This is a genomic window from Marinobacter sp. E2, from assembly GCF_055755345.1.
In genome coordinates this window covers 137441-157790 of sequence record NZ_CM146911.1, presented here as the reverse complement: position 1 = coordinate 157790, position 20350 = coordinate 137441, and the positions used below count along the sequence as shown (strand labels likewise).

Here is a 20350-nt window from a genome sequence, read left to right as displayed (position 1 = left end):
CCAAGCGTTCTTGCCCCAAGTGCGCTTGGCTCTCTTCACTTACAGGTCTGATCGTTATGGAAAACCTTCATCACATTGTCGTGGTCGGCGGTGGCGCCGGCGGACTGGAACTGGTTACCCGGCTGGGCAACAAACTGGGCAAAAAGCGAAAAGCCCGAATCACCCTGGTGGACGCCGGTCTGACCCATGTTTGGAAACCCCTGCTCCACGAAGTTGCCTCCGGCTCGCTGGATGCCAGCGCCAATGAAATCAACTATCGCGCCCACGCCCGCAAGCACCACTACGAATTCCAGCTGGGACGCATGAGTGGCCTGGATCGCCAGAACAAACAGGTGGTGATTGCGCCGTTCCACGACATCGACGGCACCGAGGTGGTCCCGGAGCGCCAGATTCCCTACGACACCCTGGTGATTGCCGTGGGCAGCACCGCCAACGATTTCGGCACCCCCGGCGCCCAGGACCACTGCCTGTTCCTGGACAGCCTCAAACAGGCCCGGCGGTTCCACAACCTGCTGCTCAATGCCTTCCTCAGGAAAAACCACGAGGCCTTCCAGGGATCGGAGCACACCCTGAGCATCAGCATCATTGGCGCCGGTGCCACCGGTGTGGAGCTGGCCGCCGAACTGCGCCTGGCGTCCCGTGAGCTGCCGGTGTATGGCATGAATCACCTGCAGCCCTCGGACGTTTCAATTACCGTGATCGAGGCTGCCGATCGCATCCTGCCGGCCCTGCCCGGTCGGATATCGGCGGCCGCCACCCGGGAGTTGGAGCATCAGCGAGTCATGGTGCTCACCGGTCAGCCGGTGAGCGAGGTACGATCCGATTCCGTGGTGATGAAAGACGGCACCGAGCTGCCCTCGGAGATGACCATCTGGGCGGCGGGCATCAAGGCGCCCGGGTTCCTTGCGGAGCTGGACGGACTGGAAGTGAACCGCAGCAATCAGTTGGTGGTCGAGCAGACCCTGCAGACCACCCAGGATGTCGACGTGTTTGCCTTTGGCGACTGTGCCGCCTGCCCCCAGCCAGATTCCGAGCGACCGGTGCCACCCCGGGCCCAGGCCGCACACCAGCAGGCCGACACCCTGTTCAAGACTCTCTGCAACCGGCTGGAAGGTGAGGAGGCTGTGCCGTTCGTCTACAACGACCACGGTTCACTGATCAACTTCAGTCGCTACACCACTGTCGGTAACCTCATGGGCAATCTCTCCGGTCGCAGCATGTACATCGAGGGCAAGGTGGCGCGCATGTTCTACCTGTCCCTGTACCGCATGCACCAGGTGGCCCTGCACGGCCCTGTCCGCACCGGCGTAATCTGGCTGATGGACCGCATCAGCCGGGCAATGCATCCCAGGCTGAAACTCCACTAACCGATACTCAGCCCCTGCACCCAGTCGATCATCGGGGCGGGGTAGATGCCGAGCACGAGGATGGTCACCGCCAGCGCCATCAGGGTGATGCCCCCCAGCCGGCTGCCCCAGTCGTTGCTGACATCCCGGCGGCGCATGCCCGGCTCGGGCAGGTACAGGGTCACCATCACCCGCAGGTAGTAGTACAGGCCAATGGCACTGCCCGCCACGATACCGCCCACCAGCCACCAGCGGCCCTCGGCCACGCCCAGGGCAATCACATAGAACTTGCCGATGAACCCGGCCGTCAGAGGAATGCCCGCCAGCGACAGGAAGCTTACCGTCATCACCGCCGCCAGGTAGGGCCGGCGCCAGAACAGGCCCCGGTAAACCGGCAGGCCATCGGCGTCCTCACCACCGAACGGGCTGGACAGCAACGTAACCACACCGAAGGCGGTCAGGGTGGTGACCAGGTAGGTGATCAGGTAGACGCCGGTGGTCTCCGTGGCCAAAGCGTTTCCGGCAACAATCACTACCAGCAGGTAGCCAAAGTGGGCAATGGACGAATACCCCAGCAGCCGCTTGAGGTTGGCCTGGAACAGCGCCAGCAGGTTGCCGCCAAGCATGGTCAGCAGGGCCAGCACGGTAATCAGTGTCTGTAACCACTCACTGTGGAACACCGGCGCCGCCAGCACCAGGCGCAGTAACACTACGAAGACCGCCAGTTTGCTGACCGTGGCCAGGAAGATGGTGGCTGGCGCCGGCCCACCCTGATAGACGTCCGGCGTCCACAAGTGGAATGGCACCACCGACAGTTTGAACCCCAGGCCCACAAGCATCAGCGCAGCGCCGGCCAGCATCCAGACATCCGCCTCTCCCGACAGGGCGCCTGCAACGCCGTCCAGATCGAGAAAACCGGTGCGCGCGTAGATCAGCGCCATGCCGAACAGCAGGAATGCGGTGGCCGCGGCGGAGAGCACCAGGTACTTGATGCCCGCCTCCAGGGACTTTTCCGCCCGGAAGCTGTAGGCCAGCATGCCGTACAGGGGCATGGAGAGCAGTTCCAGGCTGATGAACAGCATGGCCAGGTGATCGCTGGCCACCAGCCCGAGGGCACCGGCGGTGGCGCACAGCAGCAACAGATAGAACTCTTCCTTGGGACCGATGTAGCCGGTCAGGTAGTGGTGGCTGAGGATCACCGTCACCAATGCCGACAGCAGCACCAGGGTGCCTGCCATCAGGGCCAGCCCGTCCACCGCCATCAGCGGTGGCGCGCCGCCGGGCACCAGAGGCAGCGCCACCAGGGCCAGCAGCAGGCCGGCCCCGGACAGCACGGCGGTGAGTCCGTGGCGACGCCGCCAGGCAATGGCCAGCATGGCCAACACCGCCGTGGAGCCCACGATGATCAGCGGTAGTAGTGTCAGCAGGTCGGCAGCGGTCAGCATCAGTTTACCTCCCCGAGGACCGACGCGAGCCCGTCACCGCCACCGAAGAGAACAGCGACCGCATGAGAGAGACTTTCCGTGGTATCCAACAGCGGCTGGGGGTACAGGCCTACCAGAATCACCAGTGCCACCAGGCTCAGCATCATCAGATACTCCCGCGGGGTTGGTCCGGGCAAGGCACCGGTGCGATACACCGGGCCGAAATGCACCCGTTGCATGAGAATCAGGGAATAGACGGCCGCCAACACCAGACCGGTGCTAGCGATCACCACCACCACCGGCGCTGCGGGAAAGGTGCCAAACAGGATCATGAACTCACCAACGAAGTTGGCGGTGGCCGGCATGCCCAGGGAGGCCGCCACGAAACACAGGGTAAACCCCGGCAAAACCGGTATCCGGCCCCAGAGGCCGCCCATGATCCGCATGTCCCGGGTGTGGATACGTTCGTAAAGCTGTCCGCTGAGAATGAACAGGCCGGCTGAGGAGAACGCATGCGCCACCATCAAAATCACCGCTCCCTGGATCGCCAGCTGGGAGCCGGAATAGATGGCAATGAGCACAAATCCCATGTGGGAAATACTGGTGTAGGCGATCAGCCGCTTGATGTCCTGCTGGCCACAGGCCACCACGGCGCCGTACACGATGCCCACCAGGCCCAGGGTCATGGCCACAGGCGCAAAGGCCGCCGACTCCGCAGGGAACAGTGGCAGCGCAAAACGCAGCATGCCGTAGGCGGCGGTTTTCAGCAGGATACCGGCCAGGTCCACGCTGCCGGCCGTCGGCGCCTGGGCGTGGGCATCCGGAAGCCAGCCGTGGAAGGGCACCACCGGCAACTTGACGGCAAACGCCACGAAAAATCCGAGCATCAGCCAGGGCGCCAGCGCTTCGGGCACTTCGGTGGTCAGCAGCACTTCGTAGCTGAACGACAGCTGGCCGGTGTTGTCAAAATGGATGAACACCAGCGCCAGAATGGCCACCAGCATCAGCAGGCCGCTGGCCTGGGTGTAGATGAAGAACCGGGTGGCCGCACGGATGCGGGTCTGGCCGGCCGACCCGCTGTGGCCCCAGAGCGCGATCAGGAAGTACATGGGCACCAGCATCATTTCCCAGAACAGGAAAAACAGGAACAGGTCCAGGGCCAGGAACACGCCCACCACGCCGCCGAGAATCCACAACAGGTTCAGGTGGAAAAAGCCGATACGGTGGCCAATTTCATGCCAGGAGCACAGTACGGCGAGAGCGCCCAGGAACCCGGTCAGTGCCACCAGGATGAGGGACAGGCCGTCCATGGCCAGGTGAATCTCGATGCCGAAACGGGGGATCCAGTCCGCCCGCCATTCGATCAGCCAGGAGGCGTGGCCGGGACCGTCCAGAACAAAATCGCCGGCCATCCACAGCCAGAGACTGATCACCAGCACAAACAGCATGGTGCCCAGAGCAATCCAGCGAGGTGCCTGCTCACCCCAGCGATCCGCCTGCCAGCACAGCAGACCGCCCAGGAACGGAATCACGATCAGCCAGACGAGGATCACGGAGCACCTCCCGGCACCATGACCAGCGCCAGCAGGATCACCGTTGCGCCCAGGATCATGGCGGTGGCGTAGCCCCGCACCCGCCCGGTCTGGGCCCGCACCAGGGCGCCGTTGAACAGCCGCGCCAGCACCGCCACCAGGTTGACGGTGAGGTTAATCAGATCATAGCGCAACAGTCGGACCAGCAACTGCCAGGGACGGACCAGCAACCGGTCATAGAGCGCGTCAAAGCCCCAGGCCCGATGCCAGAGCGTCCACAGGAAAGCGCCCGGCCCGCCGGCGGTCTGTTGGCGCAGCCAGTCCGCCTGTTTCAGGAACAGCCAGAGCGCCAGCGCCAGGCCGGCAATGACCGTACCGGTGGCCAGCAACTGCAGCAAAGTATGGCCAGTCTCCGTCCGCTCTCCGGGGGCCACCGGGAACAGGTGGCCCAGGTGGGGATACAGCCAGGTGCCGACCACCGTGGACAGCACTGCCAGTATTGCCAGTGGCAGGTGGTGAGTAAGCCAGGCGGTACCCGGCTCGGCATTCCGGGCGTTGGCGCTGCGGCTGGGCCCATGGAAAGTGCCCAGAACCAGCCGCACCGTGTACAGGCAGGTCAACAGAGCACCGAGGAGGCCGGCTAGCAGCAGTCCGTTCTGGTCTGCCGCCATGGCCTGCCAGAGAATCTCATCCTTGCTGTAGAATCCGGCGGTCACCAGCGGCAGCGCCACGAGGGCCGCCCCGCCCACCAGGAAGCCGGTGTAGGCCACTGGCAGGCGCTTCCTGAGACCGCCCAGATTCGCCATATCCTGTTCGTGATGGCAACTGGTGATGACCGACCCGGCAGACAGGAACAGCAGTGCCTTGAAGAAAGCATGGGTGACCAGGTGGAAGATGGCGGCGTCAAAGGCACCCACGCCAAGCGCCATGAACATGTAGCCGATCTGGCTCATGGTGGAATACGCCAGAACTCTTTTGATGTCGGTCTGGGCCAGGGCCGCGAACGCCGCCAGCAGCAGTGACACCGCCCCGATCACGCCCACAAGCCACAAAACCTCGGGCGCCATGAGAAACACGCCATTAAGCCGAGCAATCAGGTACACCCCGGCGGTGACCATGGTGGCGGCGTGGATCAGAGCCGAGACGGGGGTCGGGCCCGCCATGGCGTCCGGCAGCCAGGTGTGCAACGGTACCTGGGCGGACTTGCCGAGGGCACCACCCAGCACCAGGAGCGCCACCAGGGTGGCCGTGGGATCACCCACCGACCAGACCTCCGAGGCTCGCACCATCACCTGCTGGATATCCAGGGTGCCCAGGTCCCGGAAGATCAGGAACAGGCCCAGGGCCAGGAACACATCGCCGATCCGGGTAACCACGAACGCCTTGAAGGCGGCCCGGCCATTAGCACTGTCCTGGTAGTAGTAGCCAATCAGCAGGTAACTGCACAGACCAACGCCTTCCCAGCCCAGGAAGAGCAGCAGCAGATTGTCGCCGAGCACCAGCATCAGCATGCTGAACACGAACAGGTTCATCCAGGCGTAGAAGCGGGTCACCCCGGCCTCACCGGTCATGTACCAGGCGGCGAACAGGTGGATGAAGAAGCCCACACCGGTAATCACCGCCATCATCACCAGGGCCAGGCCATCCACCGCCAGGCCGATGGTGGGCTGGAAAGTGCCCACCTGAATCCAGGTCCAGAGCGTGAACCTGACCGGGCCGTCATAGAGTGCAATAGCCCAGGCCGTCGCCAGGGCGGCTAGGCCGACACTGGTGACGCCTACAAACGCACCAAAACGCACCCCGAGACGGCCGCCGGAAAGTGCAAGTATCAAAGTACCCATCAGGGGCAGGACAAACGACAGGGTGACCGCCAGTTCCATCATCCACGCATCCTGCTTGCCAGATCGAGGTTCAGGGACTTGAAGCGCTGGAAAAGCTGGATCATCAGCGCCAGCCCCACGGCCGCTTCAGCGGCTGCCAGAGTAATCACCAGCAGGAACATGGCCTGGCCATCCGGCTGATCCCACGCGGTGGCGCCCACCACGAACGCCAGCGCCGCAGCGTTCAGCATCACCTCCAGGCTCATCAGGACAAACAGCATGTTGCGGCGCAGCATCAGGCCCACCAGGCCCAGCACAAACAGAACGGCTGCCAGAATCAGACCGTGTTCCATGGGAATGCCTGCCATCACGGTGCCCTCCCCGGTCGCCGCTGGCGCAGCGGGTTTGACCGGCGCCCCACGTGCGAGGCGGCCACCAGCGCGCCCAGCAACAGCAGGCCGGCCAGCTCCACCACCATCAGCCAGGGGCCGAACAGGGTGAGCCCGACCGCTCGAGCCGTGAGCAGTTCGCCGTCAATGACCCGGGCCATGTCGCCGCCGGCGATCAGGTAACTCAGTACCGCCAGCAGCACCGCCGCAAGCACAGACGGGCCCAGCCAGTGCCTCGGGTGGCGCCAGGCGGCTTCGTCGCCGTCCTGGTCCGGGCCCAGGTTGAGCATCATCACCACGAACACGAACAGCACCATGATGGCGCCGGCGTAGACGATGATTTCGAGGGCGCCGGCAAACGGGGCGCCCAGGGCAAAGAACACCAGTGCCACCGCAATCAGCGAGACAATCAGGTACACCACCGCGTGCACCGGATTCCTGCCGGTGATCACGCCGAAGGTGGCCAGCACTGCCACCAGGCCACTGAGATAAAAGGCCAGTTCCATGGGGCTCATCCTCCGTTTCTAGGGCAGCAGGGAACGGACATCCACCGGTTCCTCCTCGTTGAGGGCTTGGCCCTTGTCCTTGCCGCCGATGGCCATGCCGGCCACCTTGTAAAAGTGGTAGTCGTGATCCTTGCCGGGCCCATTGATCAGCAGATCCTCTTTTTCGTACACCAACTGCTGACGGTCGTACTCACCCATCTCGAAATCCGGCGTCAGCTGGATGGCGGAGGTGGGGCAGGCCTCCTCGCACATGCCGCAGAAGATGCACCGGGAGAAGTTGATCCGGAAAAACTCCGGGTACCAGCGGCCGTCCTCCTGCTCACCCTTTTGCAGGGAAATGCAGTCCACCGGGCAGGCCACCGCGCACAGGTTGCAGGCCACGCAACGCTCCTCGCCGTCCGGATCCCGGGTCAGCACAATCCGGCCCCGGTATCGGGGCGGCAGGTCCACGGGTTGGTCCGGGTAGTTCACGGTTTCCCGCTTGCGAAAGCTGTGCATGAACACCATGCCCAGGGTGCGCAGCTGGCTCCAGGTGGCCGGCACCAGCCAGAGCACGGATCTGATGAAAGGGACCTTGTCTTGTTCCATATCCGGGTCTCGTTCCATATCCGGGTCCTCCCAGGCGTCAGGGGCCAACCAGCAGCATCACCGCGCCGGTGGCCAGAAGATTGATCAGAGTCAGTGGCAGACAGACCTTCCAGCCGAAGCTCATCACCCGGTCGTAGCGGGGCCTGGGCAACGAGGCCCGCAGCAGGATGAACAACACCAGGAAGGCGCCGGTCTTGAGGGCAAACCAGAGCACCGGCGGCAGCCAGGGGCCCTGCCAGCCGCCGAAGAACAGGGTCACGATCAGCGCCGAAACCAGCACCATGCCCACGTACTCGCCAATGAAGAACAGCCCGAACTTCATCCCCGAGTACTCAATGTGGTAACCGTCCGCCAGCTCCTGCTCCGCCTCCGGCTGGTCGAACGGGTGGCGGTGGGTCACGGCAATCCCGGCAATCAGGAAGGTGCAGAAGCCGAAGAACTGGGGCACCACAAACCAGAGGCCTTCCTGGGCTGTCACAATGTCCCGCAGGTTGAAGGAGCCGGCCAGGGCCACTACACCCATCAGCGACAGGCCCATGAAGACCTCGTAGGAGAGGGTCTGGGCGGAAGAGCGCATGGCGCCGAGCAGGGCGTATTTATTGCCGCTGGCCCAGCCGCCGAGCAGCACCGCGTACACGTTGATGCCCGCCATCGCCAGGAAGAACAGCAGCCCGATGTGCAGGTCGGCAATGCCCCAGCCGGGCGTGATGGGAATGATGATGAACGACAGCAGCAGGGAGGCGAAGGCGATCACCGGCGCCAGCACAAACAGCGGTCGATCGGCGAAAGGTGGAATCCAGTCTTCCTTGAAGAAAATCTTGATCATGTCCGCCACCAGCTGCAGCAGGCCGAAGGGGCCAACCCGGTTGGGGCCGTATCGATCCTGCCAGAGCCCCAGCAGGCGCCGCTCGACAATGGTCAGGGCGGCGCCCAGCAGAACCGCCCCAAGCAGGATCACGAGAGCCTGGAACATGGCCCAGAGAATGGCCTGCCATTCCGGGTTCAGCCAGCTCATGGCCGCACCTCGCAGCGGGCGCCCGGAGTGGAACCCGGGCCCGCGGTCAGGGTGACATCGCCGTCCACCCCCCAGGGCACGCTGCCGGCCGGCAAGCCAACAAGTCCCCGGGGCCAGTCCGACTGCACCCGCACCGGTAGGGTGACACAGGTGTGTTCCCCCGATACCGTCACCAGGCCGCCCAGCTCGGCGCCCAGGGCAGTGGCATCGGCCTCGCTCAGCACCAAAGCAGGGTGGTCCATACGCTGCTGGATGGGCCCGGCCAGCGCCGAGGTTTCCTCGCCTCCGAACAGCCGCGGCAAAACCACGGCCCGGTGGCGCTCACCGGTTGGCTGCCCGGCGGCCGGGATGTCGCGGTCATAGTCGTAATGGCCCGGCACCGGACCGGCGAGACGGATACCCGGGTCGCCGCCGCGCAGATGACCACCCACCTCATCGGTGAACTTGTTCCAGGCCTGGGGCGAATTCCAGCCCGGTGCCCAGGCAAAGGGCACCTGCTGGTGCGGGTGCCGATAACCGCTGTAACCCTCCATGGAATAGGCGAAGGCGGTATCCGGATCCTGCGGTACCCTGGGCTCGCTGACGCTTCGATTGGCCCGCATGGAGGTGCGGCCACTGTAGCGGTGGGGCTCCCGGGCAAGACGCAGACCCTCGATCCGGAAGCCGGCATCGGGCGCGGCGGCGGTGATCATCTCAAGGCCCGGGCAGGCCTGGCTGCAGGCCGCGGTTACCTGGTCCAGTGTTATGTCCGCCGGCGCGTCACCATGCACTTTCGCCGCCAGCCCGTGCAGCCAACGCCAGCTCTCGTGAATACGGGCCTCCGGGCGGAGGTAGCCCGGCTCAAACACCTGGAAGAAACGCTGAGCCCGGCCCTCAAGGCTCACCAGGGTGCCATCGCCTTCGGCAAAGCTGGCCGCCGGCAGGGAGAAGGTGGCACGCTCGAGTGTCGGGGTACGCTGGTGGTCCAGCACCACCAGCGTCCGGGCACTGTCGAGGGCTGTATCAACCCTTGCCGCAGGCAGACGCTGGTACAGATCGTTCTCCAGGATCACCGCGGCATCGGCATGTCCACTGGCGAGCTGCTCCAGGGCCCATTCCAGGGGCTGGCCGCCAAGCAGCGACAGGCCCGTGCTGTTGACTTCCCGGCGCACGAACATGAGCCCGCCCCGGCTGGCGCGGCGGGCCAGCGCCCGGGCGATGTTGCCGGCGGCCCGGATGATGGCCGGGTGCGCCAAGGTGCCACCGCTGACCACCAGGGGCTTCTCGGCAGCCACGAGTGAATCGGCAATGGTTTCCGCACGGGCCTGGAGTGTCGGTTCCAGATCGGCCACCGCCGGTGCCGACGAATCAATGGCGTGGGCCACCGCATAGCCAAGGCGCGCAATGTCCTCCGGCGCCAATGGCAGCCGGTCACGGGCAATGCCATCAAGCTCGGTGGCCGTCGGGTAGGCAATGAACAGTGGCTGGCGATGGTCCTGGGCCAGGGTCTTGAGCGCTTCGGCATTCCAGTAGGGAATCCCCACCCGTGCCGCCTGTTCCGAGGGTGGGGTGGTAATGGCCTGACGAATGGCCAGCCCCAGCCGGGCCGCACTCTCCATGGGGTCTTCCCCCAGCAGCAGCACGGCGTCGTGCTCCTCCACCTCCCGCAGGGTTGGCGCCGGCAGTCCGCAGCTGCGCCCGAGTTCCTGCATCAGCGCCAGACAGTCCTGCTCCCTGGCATGAATACCCGTGGAAAAGTTGGCTGCACCCACCAGTTCCCGCAGTTGGTGGTTGCTTTCCAGGCTCGCCCGGGGCGAGCCAATGCCAATGACCCGTTCGGCATGGCGTAGGGCATCGGCAATGCGGGCCAGGGCAGCATCGGTTTCCAGCGGCTCCCGGTCCTTTCCCGGCCCTGGGAGAAACTCGGGCATCCGCGGTCGATCGGCCCGGTTCACGTAGCCGTAGCCAAATCGGCCAAGATCGCACAGGAAGAAGCCGTTGACCTCGCCGTGGTAGCGGTTTTCGATGCGCCGGATATCGCCATAGCGCTCGCCCGGGCTGATGTTGCAGCCCATGGCGCACTGGTGGCAGATGCTGGGCGCAAACTGCAGGTCCCATTTGCGGGTGTAGTGCTCGGAGTGGCTCTGGTCGGTAAACACGCCGGTCGGGCAGACTTCGGTGAGGTTACCGGCGAACCGGCTTTCCAGGGTGCCCTCCTGATGGCGGCCAAAGTAGATGTTGTCCTTGGCGCCGAAAGCGCCCAGATCCGTGCCGCCGGCGTAATCGTTGTAGAAGCGTACGCAGCGGTAGCAGGTAATACAGCGATTCATCTCGTGGGCGATGAACGGGCCCAGATACTGGTTGCGGCGGGTGCGTTTGCGGAACCGGTAACGGCGCCGGTCGTGGCCGGTCATCACCGTCATATCCTGCAGGTGGCAGTGCCCGCCCTCCTCGCACACCGGGCAGTCGTGAGGATGGTTAATCATCAGCCACTCCACCACGCTGGCCCGGAAGGCGCGGGCCTCTTCGTCCTCGATATCAATGCGGGTGCCGTCCGTCGCCGGTGTCATGCAGGACATCACCAGCATACCCCGGTCATCGTCCCGGTCCTTGTACTGGCGCACCGCGCACTGTCGGCAGGCACCCACGCTGCCCATGGCCGGGTGCCAGCAGAAGTAGGGAATGTCCAGGCCCAGGGACAGGCAGGCCTGGAGCAGATTGTCTGCCCCGTCCACCTCGTAGCTCTGGCCGTCCACATGAATGGTTGCCATGGTGCCGGATTACTCCCCGTTGCCGGTGAATGGTCGGTTCATGGATCCCCCGCCGGTATCGCGTCAGCGGGGGCCTTACCCCTGGCGTGGCGCACGCCCTGCTCGAATTCGTGTCGGAAATGCCGCAACGCGGTCTGCAGGGGCATGGCCGCGCCCGGAGCGTGGGCACAGAAGGTCAGGCCCGGGCCACAGTCAGCGGCCAGTTTGTCGAGCAGCTCAATGTCCCCCGCTTCCCCTTCGCCCTGTTCCAGCGCTTGCAACAGCTTCACCGTCCAGGGCAGCCCGTCCCGACAGGGCGTGCACCAACCGCAGGATTCGCGGGCGAAGAACTCCTCGAGATTGCGCATGAGTGAGACCATGCTCTGGTCCTCAGTTACCACCGTAAGCAGCCCGGTGCCCAGACGACTGCCTTCCTTGCCCACCGTGTCGAAGTCCAGAGGCAGGTCCAGATGTTCCGGCAGCAGAAAGCCGGTGCTGGCGCCGCCGGGCAGCCAGGCCTTGAGCGCCCGGCCGTTGCGCAGCCCGCCAGCGCGCTCGAGGATCTCGCGGCCGGTGACCCCCATGGGCATCTCCCACAACCCCGGCCGGTTGACCAACCCGGAAGCACCGTACAGCTTGGTGCCCCCGTCTTTGGTGCGATCGCCCGACAACCGCTGGTACCAGTCGGCGCCCCTGAGCATCACCGCTGGCACGTTGCACAAGGTCTCCACATTGTTCACCACGGTGGGTTTGCCCCAGGCTCCGGACTGGCCCGGGAAGGGCGGCTTGGCCCGGGGATTGGCGCGCTTGCCTTCCAGGGAATTGAGCAGGGCCGTTTCCTCGCCGCAGATATAGCGGCCGGCGCCGGTGTGGAGGGCAATGTCGAAATCAAAGCCGGAGCCGGCAACGTCCGGCCCCAGCCAGCCGGCATCCCGCGCCTCGGCCAGGGCCTGCGCCAGCACCCGGGCTGACTCCACATACTCGCCGCGCAGGAAGATGTAGCCGTAGCGGGCGTTGTTGGCATAGCCCGCCAGCACCATGCCCTCGATCAGCAGGTGCGGCTGCTGCTCCATGAGCAGGCGGTCCTTGAAGGTGCCGGGTTCCATCTCGTCGGCATTGCAAACGATGTAGCCCCGGGGCATGTCGCCGCCCTGCATGGTCAGGCTCCATTTCAGGCCCGCCGAAAAGCCGGCACCGCCACGACCCCGTACATTGGCCTCTTTCAGGGTGGTGATCACCGCCCGGGGGTCGCCGGCCTCGAGCACCTGGCGGAGCGCGCGATAGCCCTCTTTGGCCTGGTAATCCTCAAGGTCCACCACCTGGCCGTCGTCGCGCAGCCGCCAGGTCAGCGGATGGGTCTCCGGCCCCCGTTCCGAGGCCGATTGCTGCAACCGGCTGCGATACACGGGAGACTGGCGCTGGCTGGTCATGGGTAGCCCTCCAGGATGGCCGGCAGTTCGTCGGCCGCCACCGGACCGTAGACATCGTCGCCCACCATCATCGCCGGGCCGCCGTCACAGGCGCCGAGGCAGCACACGGGCAGCAGGGTAAAGCGGCCATCGGCCGTGGTTTCACCCAGCCCGATGCGGAGATGGCCGGTCAGGGCCTGCCGCAGTTGATCGAAGCCGGTGAGAAAGCAGGAGCTGCTGTCGCAGACCAGAATCACGTGGCGCCCCACCGGCTGGCGAAAGATCAGGCTGTAGAAGGTGGCCACGCCCTCAACGCTCGCCGGCCCCACGCCCAGCACCCGGGCAATAGCCGGTATGGCCTCATCCGGCACCCAGCCGTGGCGGCGCTGGACGATTTTCAGGGCCTCGATGCAGGCGGCCTGGGGCTGTTCGTAGTGGCCCACCTCCGTACGCATGGCGGCCTCATCCTCCGGATGCAGCCGGAAACCATCGGTGGCGATGGTGGCCGGGTCCGGCGTTTGTGGGTTCGGTGTCGGTTCCATCATCAGCGGTCCACGTCGGCCATGACAAAATCAATACTGCCCAGGTGCGCGATCAGGTCCGGCACGAAGCCGCCGCGCATCACACTGGGTATCTGCTGCAGGTGCGGAAAGCTGGGCGTTCGTATCCGGGTGCGGTAACTCATGGTGTTGCCATCGCTGGTCAGGTAGTAGCTGTTGATGCCCTTGGTGGCCTCCACCATCTGCATCGATTCCTGGGGTTTGAGCACCGGCCCCCAGGACACCTGCAGGAAATGGGTGATCAGGGTTTCAATGTGCTTGAGCATGCGCTCCCGGGGCGGCGGGGTGGTCAGCGGATGATCCGCCTTGAACTCGCCGGCCGGCATGTGGTCCACGCACTGCTGGATGATCCGCAGGCTCTGGCGCATTTCCTCAATGCGCACCTGGCCCCGGTCAAAGACGTCGCCCTTATCACCGAGGGGCACCTCGAACTCGAAGTTGTCGTAACCGGAATAGGGCCGTTGCTTGCGCAAGTCGAAGTTGCAGCCGGTGGCCCGCAGATTGGGGCCGGTGACGCCCCAGGCCAGGGCCTGGTCGGTATCAAACGCGGCGACATGGCGGGTGCGCTCGCGCACCAGAGTGTTTTCCATCATCGCCCGCTCGTACTCGCGCAGCCGGGGCGGCATCCAGTCCAGGAACTCCTGCACCAGTTTCTCCCAGCCCTGGGGCAAGTCCTGCATCAGCCCGCCAATGCGGTACCAGGCCGGGTGCATGCGAAACCCGGTGATGCCCTCGATCACCTTGTACCCGCGCTGCCGGTCACTGAAAGTGAAGAACACGGGCGTCATGGCGCCCAGGTCCTGCAGGTAGGTGCCAAGGAACAGCAGATGGCTGGTGATTCGGAACATCTCGGCCATCATCACCCGGATGGTCTTCACCCGGTCGGGCACCTCGATGCCGGCCAGCTTCTCCACCGCCAGCACGTAGGGCAGGTTATTCATCACCCCGCCGGTGTAGTCGATACGGTCGGTGTAGGGAATAAAGCTGTGCCAGGACTGGCGCTCGGCCATTTTTTCCGCGCCCCGGTGGTGGTAGCCGATGTCCGGCACGCAGTCGACGATTTCCTCGCCGTCCAGCTGCAGCACAATGCGAAAGGCGCCGTGGGCGGAGGGGTGATTGGGCCCGAGATTCAGGAACATGAATTCCGCGCCGTCCCGCTCCCGCGCCATACCCCAGTGCTCGGGCTGGAACTGCAGGGCTTCCTGCTCGGTGTTCTGGCCCTCCACCGTCAGGGTATAGGGATCGAATTCCGTGGCCCGGGCCGGGTAGTCCTTGCGCAAGGGGTGGCCGGTCCAGGTGGGCGGCATGAGAATGCGCTCCAGGTGGGGGTGGCCGGAGAAGCTGATACCGAACATGTCCCAGACTTCCCGCTCGTACCAGTTGGCGGAAGGGAACACCCCCGTAGCGCTGGGCATGCTCAGATCGTCGCCGGTGAGCGCGACCTTGAGCATGATGTCGCGATTACCGGCCACGGACATCAACTGGTAGAACACCGTGAAGTCCGAATCCGGCAGGCCCCGGCGGTGGTCCCGCAGACGCTCGTCCACCGCCGACAGGTCGAACAGCAGGTTGTAGGCCGGAGACAGCCGTTTCAGATAGCCAAGCAGGTCGGTCAGGGCCTCGCGCTGCACCCAGAGCACGGGCATGCCGGTGAAGGTCTGCTGCTCGCAGCGCACAGCCTCGCCAAAGTCCCGGTGCAGGGCCTTGATCAGGTCTTGGTCGGTGCTCTCGGTGCGGCTGCTCATGCTCTTGGTTTGCCTCCTGGCATTCCGTGGTAAACAACGGCAAGCGCGTTCTAAAGCTTGTCGGGGGTCCTCAACTCGGTGGCCTGGATACGCCGGTCGCGCCATTTCTCCCGCTGCGACGGCATCTCAGCCCGGTAGACGCCCTGGTCGCCCACCACCCAGGACAACGGGCGACGCTCCTCCTGGATGGAGTCCTGCAGTAGTTGCAGCCCCTGGAGAAACGCTTCGGGACGGGGCGGACAGCCCGGCACATAAACGTCCACCGGCAGGAACTTGTCGACGCCCTGCACCACGGAATAGATGTCGTACATGCCGCCGGAATTGGCGCAGGAGCCCATGGATATTACCCATTTCGGCTCCAGCATCTGGTCGTAAAGCTGCTGGATCACAGGCGCCATCTTGATGAAACAGGTGCCGGCAATGACCATGAAATCCGCCTGCCGGGGGGACGCCCGGATGACCTCGGAGCCAAAGCGGGCGATATCGTGGGGCGAGGTAAAGGCCGTGGTCATTTCCACGTAACAGCAGGACAGCCCGAAGTTATAGGGCCAGAGGGAGTTCTTGCGGCCCCAGTTCACCGCAGAATTGAGCACCTCGCTCAACTTGCCAGTAAACACATTGCGTTCCAGCTGCTGCTTGACCGGATCTTCGACCCGCTCGCGCCGATCCACCGGATAGCGGGTATTGCTGCCCGCAGACCCTTCCGCCCGTGTCAGGGTGTAGGCCATGACAACCTCCCATGATGGTCACATCGCGGCCTTCCGCCCGATCCCGAAGAATCCGGAGGGCCGGGAATGCGTTGCTAAGCGCCGCGCTTGCGTGCCGGACTCTGTTCAGGCGCCCAGTCAAGGGCCCCACTGCGGCTGTCGTAGATAAGCCCGGCCAGAAGAATGAAGATAAAAACCGCCGCGCCCCAGAACCCGGTCCAGCCCACGTCGTGGATGACAATGGCCCAGGCAAACAGGAACACCGCTTCTATGTCGAAGATGACGAACAGCATCGCCACCAGGTAAAACTGCGCGGAAAAACGCTGGCGGGCGCTGCCGGCACCAACAATGCCCGATTCGAAAGGAAGTGACCGGCTGACCCCGTGGCTGCGACCGCCCAGCAGGCTGGACGCCCCCACCATGAACGCGCACAGCCCCAACACCGCAAGGATGAAAAAGCCGGTGGCCCAGTTCTGGACCACGCCGCTGGCCGCGCTTTCGAGCATGCCCTTCCCCCGTACAGCCTCACAGCTGCCGATTTGGATACCTGACTTAAAAGCTAGCAACGGCCCGGGGATTGCGCAAACCGGTGGGCAGTGTGGCTGGCCACTGCGCAAGCATTTGATGTAAAAGATAGGACCGACAAGGCAGGGGAATGTGAGAAGATGGGCGTGGAGCGGGTGAAGGGAATCGAACCCTCGTATGCAGCTTGGGAAGCTGCCGTTCTACCATTGAACTACACCCGCGTATGCGACCTCTGCGAGAGCAATATAAGCGCTCTGCCCGGCCCGGGGCAAGCGTTCTGTCTGGAGCACTGATGGACCCCACGCTGACCCTGATTGGCGCCCTGATGCTGGTGATCAGCATCGTTCTCAGCCCGCTTTCAAGCCGGGTGGGCATGCCCGTTCTGCTGATCTTCCTGGTGGTCGGCATGATGATGGGCGAGGACGGTCCCGGCGGCATCGAGTTCGACGACTTCGAGCTGGCCTTCCTGATTGCCAACCTGGCCCTTGGCGTCATCCTGCTGGACGGCGGCATGCGCACCCGGGCCGAGACCTTCCGGGTGGGCCTGAAGCCGGCGCTGATTCTGGCCACACTCGGCGTTGGACTGACCGCGGCCGGCGCTGCCGTCGTGGCCTGGTGGGTGTTCGAGCTGCACTGGCTGACCGCCCTGCTGGTGGGCGCCATTATTTCCTCTACCGATGCAGCGGCCGTGTTCTCGCTGTTGCAGGGGCGGGGCCTGCACCTTAACGAACGGGTGAGCGCTACCCTGGAGATCGAGTCGGGCAGCAACGACCCGATGGCCATTTTCCTGACCCTCATGCTGGTCACCCTGATCGGCAACCATGGCGAACACGCCGGCTGGGCCGCCTTGACCATGCTCGTGCAGCAGTTTGGCGTTGGGGCCGTCGCCGGCATCCTCGGCGGCTTTGCCGTGGTGGAGCTCGCCAACCGGATCCGCCTGACGCCCTCGCTGTATCCTTTGCTAGTGGCAGCTGCGGGCATTGCTGTGTTCTCCGCCACCAACGCCATTGGCGGCAGTGGCTTTCTGGCTATCTACCTGACCGGTGTGGTGATCGGCAACCGCCACGTCCGGATGATGCCGATGATTCTGCAGGTGCACGACGGCCTGGCCTGGCTGGCCCAGCTGTGTCTGTTCCTGATGCTGGGTTTGCTGGTGACGCCGTCCGACCTGATTCCGTTGGCCGGGGGTGGCCTGATACTGGCCCTGTCGCTGATTTTCATCATCCGCCCGCTGACCGTGGCACTCACGCTCTGGCCCTTCGCCTTCAACCGCCGCGAGCTGGGGTTCATCAGCTGGGTAGGGCTGCGGGGCGCCGTGCCGATCGTGCTGGCGCTGTTCCCGATCATCGCGGGTCTGCCCGAGGCGCAGCTGGTGTTTCACGCGGCCTTCTTCATCGTCCTGGTGTCGCTGCTGGTCCAGGGCACCACCATGGCGCCCCTGGCCCGTAAGCTGCGTCTGGAGGTTCCGGCCGGCGAAGACCCCTATCGGCGTTTGCCACTGGATGCCCCCGCCGCCGGCGACCACGAGCTGATGCTGTTTCCCCTGCGCGGAGAGACATGGGAAACGCCCCGCCGGCTGGGCCAGTTGCGCTTCCCGGAAAACACGGCGGTGGCCGGGGTATTCCGAAACCGGGTCTGCCTGCAGCCAAAAGAAGACCTGGAGGTCTCCAGTGGTGACATGGTGGCCATGTTCGCCACCCCGAATGTGCTGCCGGAACTGGGCAAGGCGCTCAGCGGCCGACACGCCCCACGGTATCTGGCCGAGCGGGCGTTTTTCGGTGATTTTGTGCTCAATGGTGATGCCCTGCTGGGCGATGTGGAACAGGTGTACGGTATCGAATTCGACGACCTGCCGCCGGAGCTGTCCCTGGCCGAGTGCTTTGCCAGGCGCACCAAGGGGCATCCGGTGGTTGGCGATGTGGTTACGCTCGGCCCGGTGACCCTGGTGGCCCGGGCCACCAGTGCCGACCAGGTGACCAAGGTAGGCCTGAAGATGGACAGTTCACAAAATGGCTGATCACGGAACCAGATAGCCAAAAAAGTTAACAAAACCCCTTAACAGACGACCCACCGCCTGTGGTATAAAACGCCTGTGCAAAGATTAACCATTGGTAAGTTAAGGACATGAGCATCCCTCGCAGCCTGCTGACAGTCATTGCCCTGATCAGTCTTTCATTGCCCCCCACGCTCAGCGCCGACGAGCTGCTGGCCCGCGCCGATGCCCGGATTCCGATGCCGGGCGCCTACTCCGAGGCGACCATTCCGACCATCAGCGAGGTCGTTGTTCGAAAGAGCGAACGTCGACTGTACCTGATGAACGGCGACGCGGTGGTAAGCAGCTACCGCATTTCCCTGGGCGACAATCCCGAAGGGCACAAGCTGTACGAGGGCGACGAACGCACTCCCGAGGGTAACTACACGCTCGACTGGCGTAACGCCGAGAGTGATTTCTACAAATCCATCCACATTTCCTATCCCAGCGAACGGGATCGCGAGCTGGCCTCCGCGTGGGGCCTGGATCCGGGCGGCAGCATCATGATCCACGGCCTGCCCAACGACGCCGGCGATATGGCGTTTGCCTACGCTGGCCTCGACTGGACCGACGGCTGCATTGCCGTGACCAACGAGGAGATGGACGAAATCTGGGAACTGGTCTCCAACGGCACCCCGATCAGCATCCTGCCCTGAGTCGAGTCTGACAACAGTATTAAGTTGTTGTCATATGCATAGGAAATTTACCTATCTCCAGTTAACATTCTTCGTGAGAGTGTTTTACACTGTTTCACGACTCCGGTAGTCAACGCCTGAATATTGTTCGGGCGCAGGTTGACAGGAAGTCGTCTATACTGACTTCCGGATCACAGGAAATAACTCGACCAATAAGGGGATTTACAATGCGTAAACTGACGATCGCCGGGTTTGCACTGGCTACAGCTCTGACAGCAGGTTGTGCCACCACTGATCAGGGCGCTATCGACGAAGCAAATGCAACTGCCAGCTCCGCTGAGCAGACTGCAGAGAATGCACTGAACACCGCTAACAGCGCTGCCAGCACTGCCCGCACTGCCCAGCAGACCGCGGAAGAAGCACTGGCCGCTGCTCGTGCAGCCCAGAAAGCTGCCGACGAAGCCAACGAGCGTGCCAAGCGTATGCTCCAGCGTGCCAGCCAGAAATAAGGCTGATACGTGACGAAAAGGCCGGCACTGCCGGCCTTTTTTATGCCTCCGGTTCGGGGGTTTCCGACCCGGACCCGGTTGTGCCTTTCGGTTTGTTGTCCTTCAGGAACGTGGTCATCAGCTCCATCGGCAGCGGGAAAACAATGGTGGAGGAATTGGTGTTACTCATGTCCGCCAGTGTCTGCAGGTAGCGTAGCTGCATGGAGCCCGAGTTGGTGGCCATCACATCGGCAGCCTCAACCAGTTTCCTGGACGCCTGCAGCTCGCCTTCCGCGTGAATGACCTTGGCCCGGCGCTCCCGTTCCGCTTCCGCCTGGCGGGCAATAGCCCGGATCATCGACTCGTTCAGATCCACGTGTTTGATTTCCACGTTGGCGACCTTGATGCCCCACTCCTCGGTCTGGGCGTCGATGATCTCCTGGATGTCGGAGTTCAGCTTGTCGCGCTCGGACAGCATTTCATCCAGATCATGTTTGCCAAGCACCGATCGAAGAGTGGTCTGTGCCAACTGGCTGGTGGCGGAGTTGTAGTCCTCGACCCGGATAATAGCCCTTTCGGGGTCAACCACCCGGAAGTACAGAACGGCGTTAACCCGCACGGTAACGTTATCGCGGGAGATCACGTCCTGGCTCGGGACATCCAGCGTGATCACCCGGAGATCCACCCGCACGATCTGCTGGATACCGGGGATGACGATGATCAGGCCCGGGCCTTTCACGCCCTGGAACCGGCCCAGGAAGAACACAACACCACGCTCGTATTCGGGCAGTATCTTGATCGCCGAACCGAGAATGAGCAATAGCACCACGGTGGGCGCCAGATAGGGAATCAGATCGCCAATCATACGGCCTCCTTGTCTTGCCGTTGGTTTCTGTCGGT

Annotated in this window: 18 protein-coding genes and 1 tRNA gene; 4 read left to right on the top strand and 15 right to left on the bottom strand. The window is 64.0% G+C overall.

What is annotated here, in order from left to right; all coding sequences use genetic code 11:
- Positions 1-56 precede the first annotated feature (56 nt).
- The gene (locus AC0J1C_RS00660) at positions 57-1367 is read left to right on the top strand and encodes an NAD(P)/FAD-dependent oxidoreductase (RefSeq protein ID WP_473045127.1); all 1311 of its coding nucleotides are present in this window, start codon (positions 57-59) and stop codon (positions 1365-1367) included.
- Here the strand turns inward: AC0J1C_RS00660 and nuoN are convergent.
- The 14 genes from nuoN to AC0J1C_RS00590 all read right to left on the bottom strand — a co-directional run bounded on the left by nuoN (position 1364) and on the right by AC0J1C_RS00590 (position 16516).
- The gene (gene nuoN, locus AC0J1C_RS00655) at positions 1364-2791 is read right to left on the bottom strand and encodes an NADH-quinone oxidoreductase subunit NuoN (protein ID WP_473045126.1); all 1428 of its coding nucleotides are present in this window, start codon (positions 2789-2791) and stop codon (positions 1364-1366) included. The genes AC0J1C_RS00660 and nuoN overlap by 4 nt on opposite strands.
- Positions 2791-4323: an NADH-quinone oxidoreductase subunit M gene (nuoM, locus tag AC0J1C_RS00650; RefSeq protein WP_473045124.1), complete on the bottom strand. Its 1533-nt coding sequence runs from the start codon at positions 4321-4323 to the stop codon at positions 2791-2793. Before nuoM ends, nuoN begins: the two co-directional genes overlap by 1 nt.
- On the bottom strand, positions 4320-6185 hold the full coding sequence (gene nuoL / locus AC0J1C_RS00645) for an NADH-quinone oxidoreductase subunit L (RefSeq protein ID WP_473045122.1): 1866 nt from the start codon (positions 6183-6185) through the stop codon (positions 4320-4322). The genes nuoM and nuoL overlap by 4 nt, the downstream gene beginning before the upstream one ends.
- Positions 6182-6490, bottom strand: coding sequence for an NADH-quinone oxidoreductase subunit NuoK (gene nuoK, locus AC0J1C_RS00640; protein WP_473045121.1), 309 nt, complete (start codon positions 6488-6490; stop codon positions 6182-6184). The genes nuoL and nuoK overlap by 4 nt, the downstream gene beginning before the upstream one ends.
- Positions 6490-7017: an NADH-quinone oxidoreductase subunit J gene (gene nuoJ, locus AC0J1C_RS00635; RefSeq protein ID WP_473045120.1), complete on the bottom strand. Its 528-nt coding sequence runs from the start codon at positions 7015-7017 to the stop codon at positions 6490-6492. The genes nuoK and nuoJ overlap by 1 nt, the downstream gene beginning before the upstream one ends.
- 18 nt (positions 7018-7035) lie before the next feature.
- Positions 7036-7605: an NADH-quinone oxidoreductase subunit NuoI gene (gene nuoI / locus AC0J1C_RS00630; RefSeq protein ID WP_091991025.1), complete on the bottom strand. Its 570-nt coding sequence runs from the start codon at positions 7603-7605 to the stop codon at positions 7036-7038.
- A 37-nt stretch (positions 7606-7642) separates the two neighbouring features.
- Positions 7643-8620 (bottom strand): NADH-quinone oxidoreductase subunit NuoH, encoded by a 978-nt coding sequence (gene nuoH / locus AC0J1C_RS00625; RefSeq protein WP_091989551.1) that lies wholly within the window; start codon positions 8618-8620, stop codon positions 7643-7645.
- The gene (nuoG, locus tag AC0J1C_RS00620) at positions 8617-11370 is read right to left on the bottom strand and encodes an NADH-quinone oxidoreductase subunit NuoG (protein ID WP_473045119.1); all 2754 of its coding nucleotides are present in this window, start codon (positions 11368-11370) and stop codon (positions 8617-8619) included. Before nuoG ends, nuoH begins: the two co-directional genes overlap by 4 nt.
- A 38-nt stretch (positions 11371-11408) precedes the next feature.
- On the bottom strand, positions 11409-12779 hold the full coding sequence (gene nuoF, locus AC0J1C_RS00615; RefSeq protein WP_473045118.1) for an NADH-quinone oxidoreductase subunit NuoF: 1371 nt from the start codon (positions 12777-12779) through the stop codon (positions 11409-11411).
- On the bottom strand, positions 12776-13303 hold the full coding sequence (gene nuoE / locus AC0J1C_RS00610; RefSeq protein WP_473045117.1) for an NADH-quinone oxidoreductase subunit NuoE: 528 nt from the start codon (positions 13301-13303) through the stop codon (positions 12776-12778). Before nuoE ends, nuoF begins: the two co-directional genes overlap by 4 nt.
- Positions 13303-15063, bottom strand: coding sequence for an NADH-quinone oxidoreductase subunit C/D (gene nuoC / locus AC0J1C_RS00605; RefSeq protein WP_473045116.1), 1761 nt, complete (start codon positions 15061-15063; stop codon positions 13303-13305). The genes nuoE and nuoC overlap by 1 nt, the downstream gene beginning before the upstream one ends.
- A gap of 50 nt (positions 15064-15113) precedes the next feature.
- A complete protein-coding gene (locus AC0J1C_RS00600; RefSeq protein ID WP_473045115.1) occupies positions 15114-15791 on the bottom strand; it encodes a NuoB/complex I 20 kDa subunit family protein in 678 nt (225 codons plus the stop codon).
- Between the two features lie 74 nt (positions 15792-15865).
- Positions 15866-16276, bottom strand: coding sequence for an NADH-quinone oxidoreductase subunit A (gene ndhC, locus AC0J1C_RS00595; RefSeq protein ID WP_473045114.1), 411 nt, complete (start codon positions 16274-16276; stop codon positions 15866-15868).
- Positions 16277-16442: 166 nt separating this feature from the next.
- A tRNA-Gly gene (locus AC0J1C_RS00590) sits at positions 16443-16516 on the bottom strand.
- 71 nt (positions 16517-16587) lie between these two features.
- Between AC0J1C_RS00590 and AC0J1C_RS00585 the strand changes: the two genes are divergently transcribed.
- The 3 genes from AC0J1C_RS00585 to AC0J1C_RS00575 all read left to right on the top strand — a co-directional run bounded on the left by AC0J1C_RS00585 (position 16588) and on the right by AC0J1C_RS00575 (position 19471).
- Entirely contained in the window at positions 16588-18312 is a 1725-nt protein-coding gene (locus AC0J1C_RS00585; protein ID WP_473045113.1) for a potassium/proton antiporter, read from the top strand.
- 107 nt (positions 18313-18419) lie between these two features.
- Positions 18420-18983 carry a L,D-transpeptidase family protein gene (locus tag AC0J1C_RS00580; RefSeq protein WP_091989523.1) on the top strand — a complete coding sequence of 188 codons (564 nt, stop codon included), beginning with the start codon at positions 18420-18422 and terminating at the stop codon, positions 18981-18983.
- A gap of 206 nt (positions 18984-19189) precedes the next feature.
- Entirely contained in the window at positions 19190-19471 is a 282-nt protein-coding gene (locus AC0J1C_RS00575) for an Lpp/OprI family alanine-zipper lipoprotein (RefSeq protein ID WP_091989520.1), read from the top strand.
- Positions 19472-19511: 40 nt separating this feature from the next.
- On the opposite strand, the gene AC0J1C_RS00570 is transcribed toward AC0J1C_RS00575, so the two are convergent.
- Positions 19512-20315 carry a slipin family protein gene (locus tag AC0J1C_RS00570; RefSeq protein WP_375191603.1) on the bottom strand — a complete coding sequence of 268 codons (804 nt, stop codon included), beginning with the start codon at positions 20313-20315 and terminating at the stop codon, positions 19512-19514.
- Between the last annotated feature and the right edge of the window lie 35 nt (positions 20316-20350).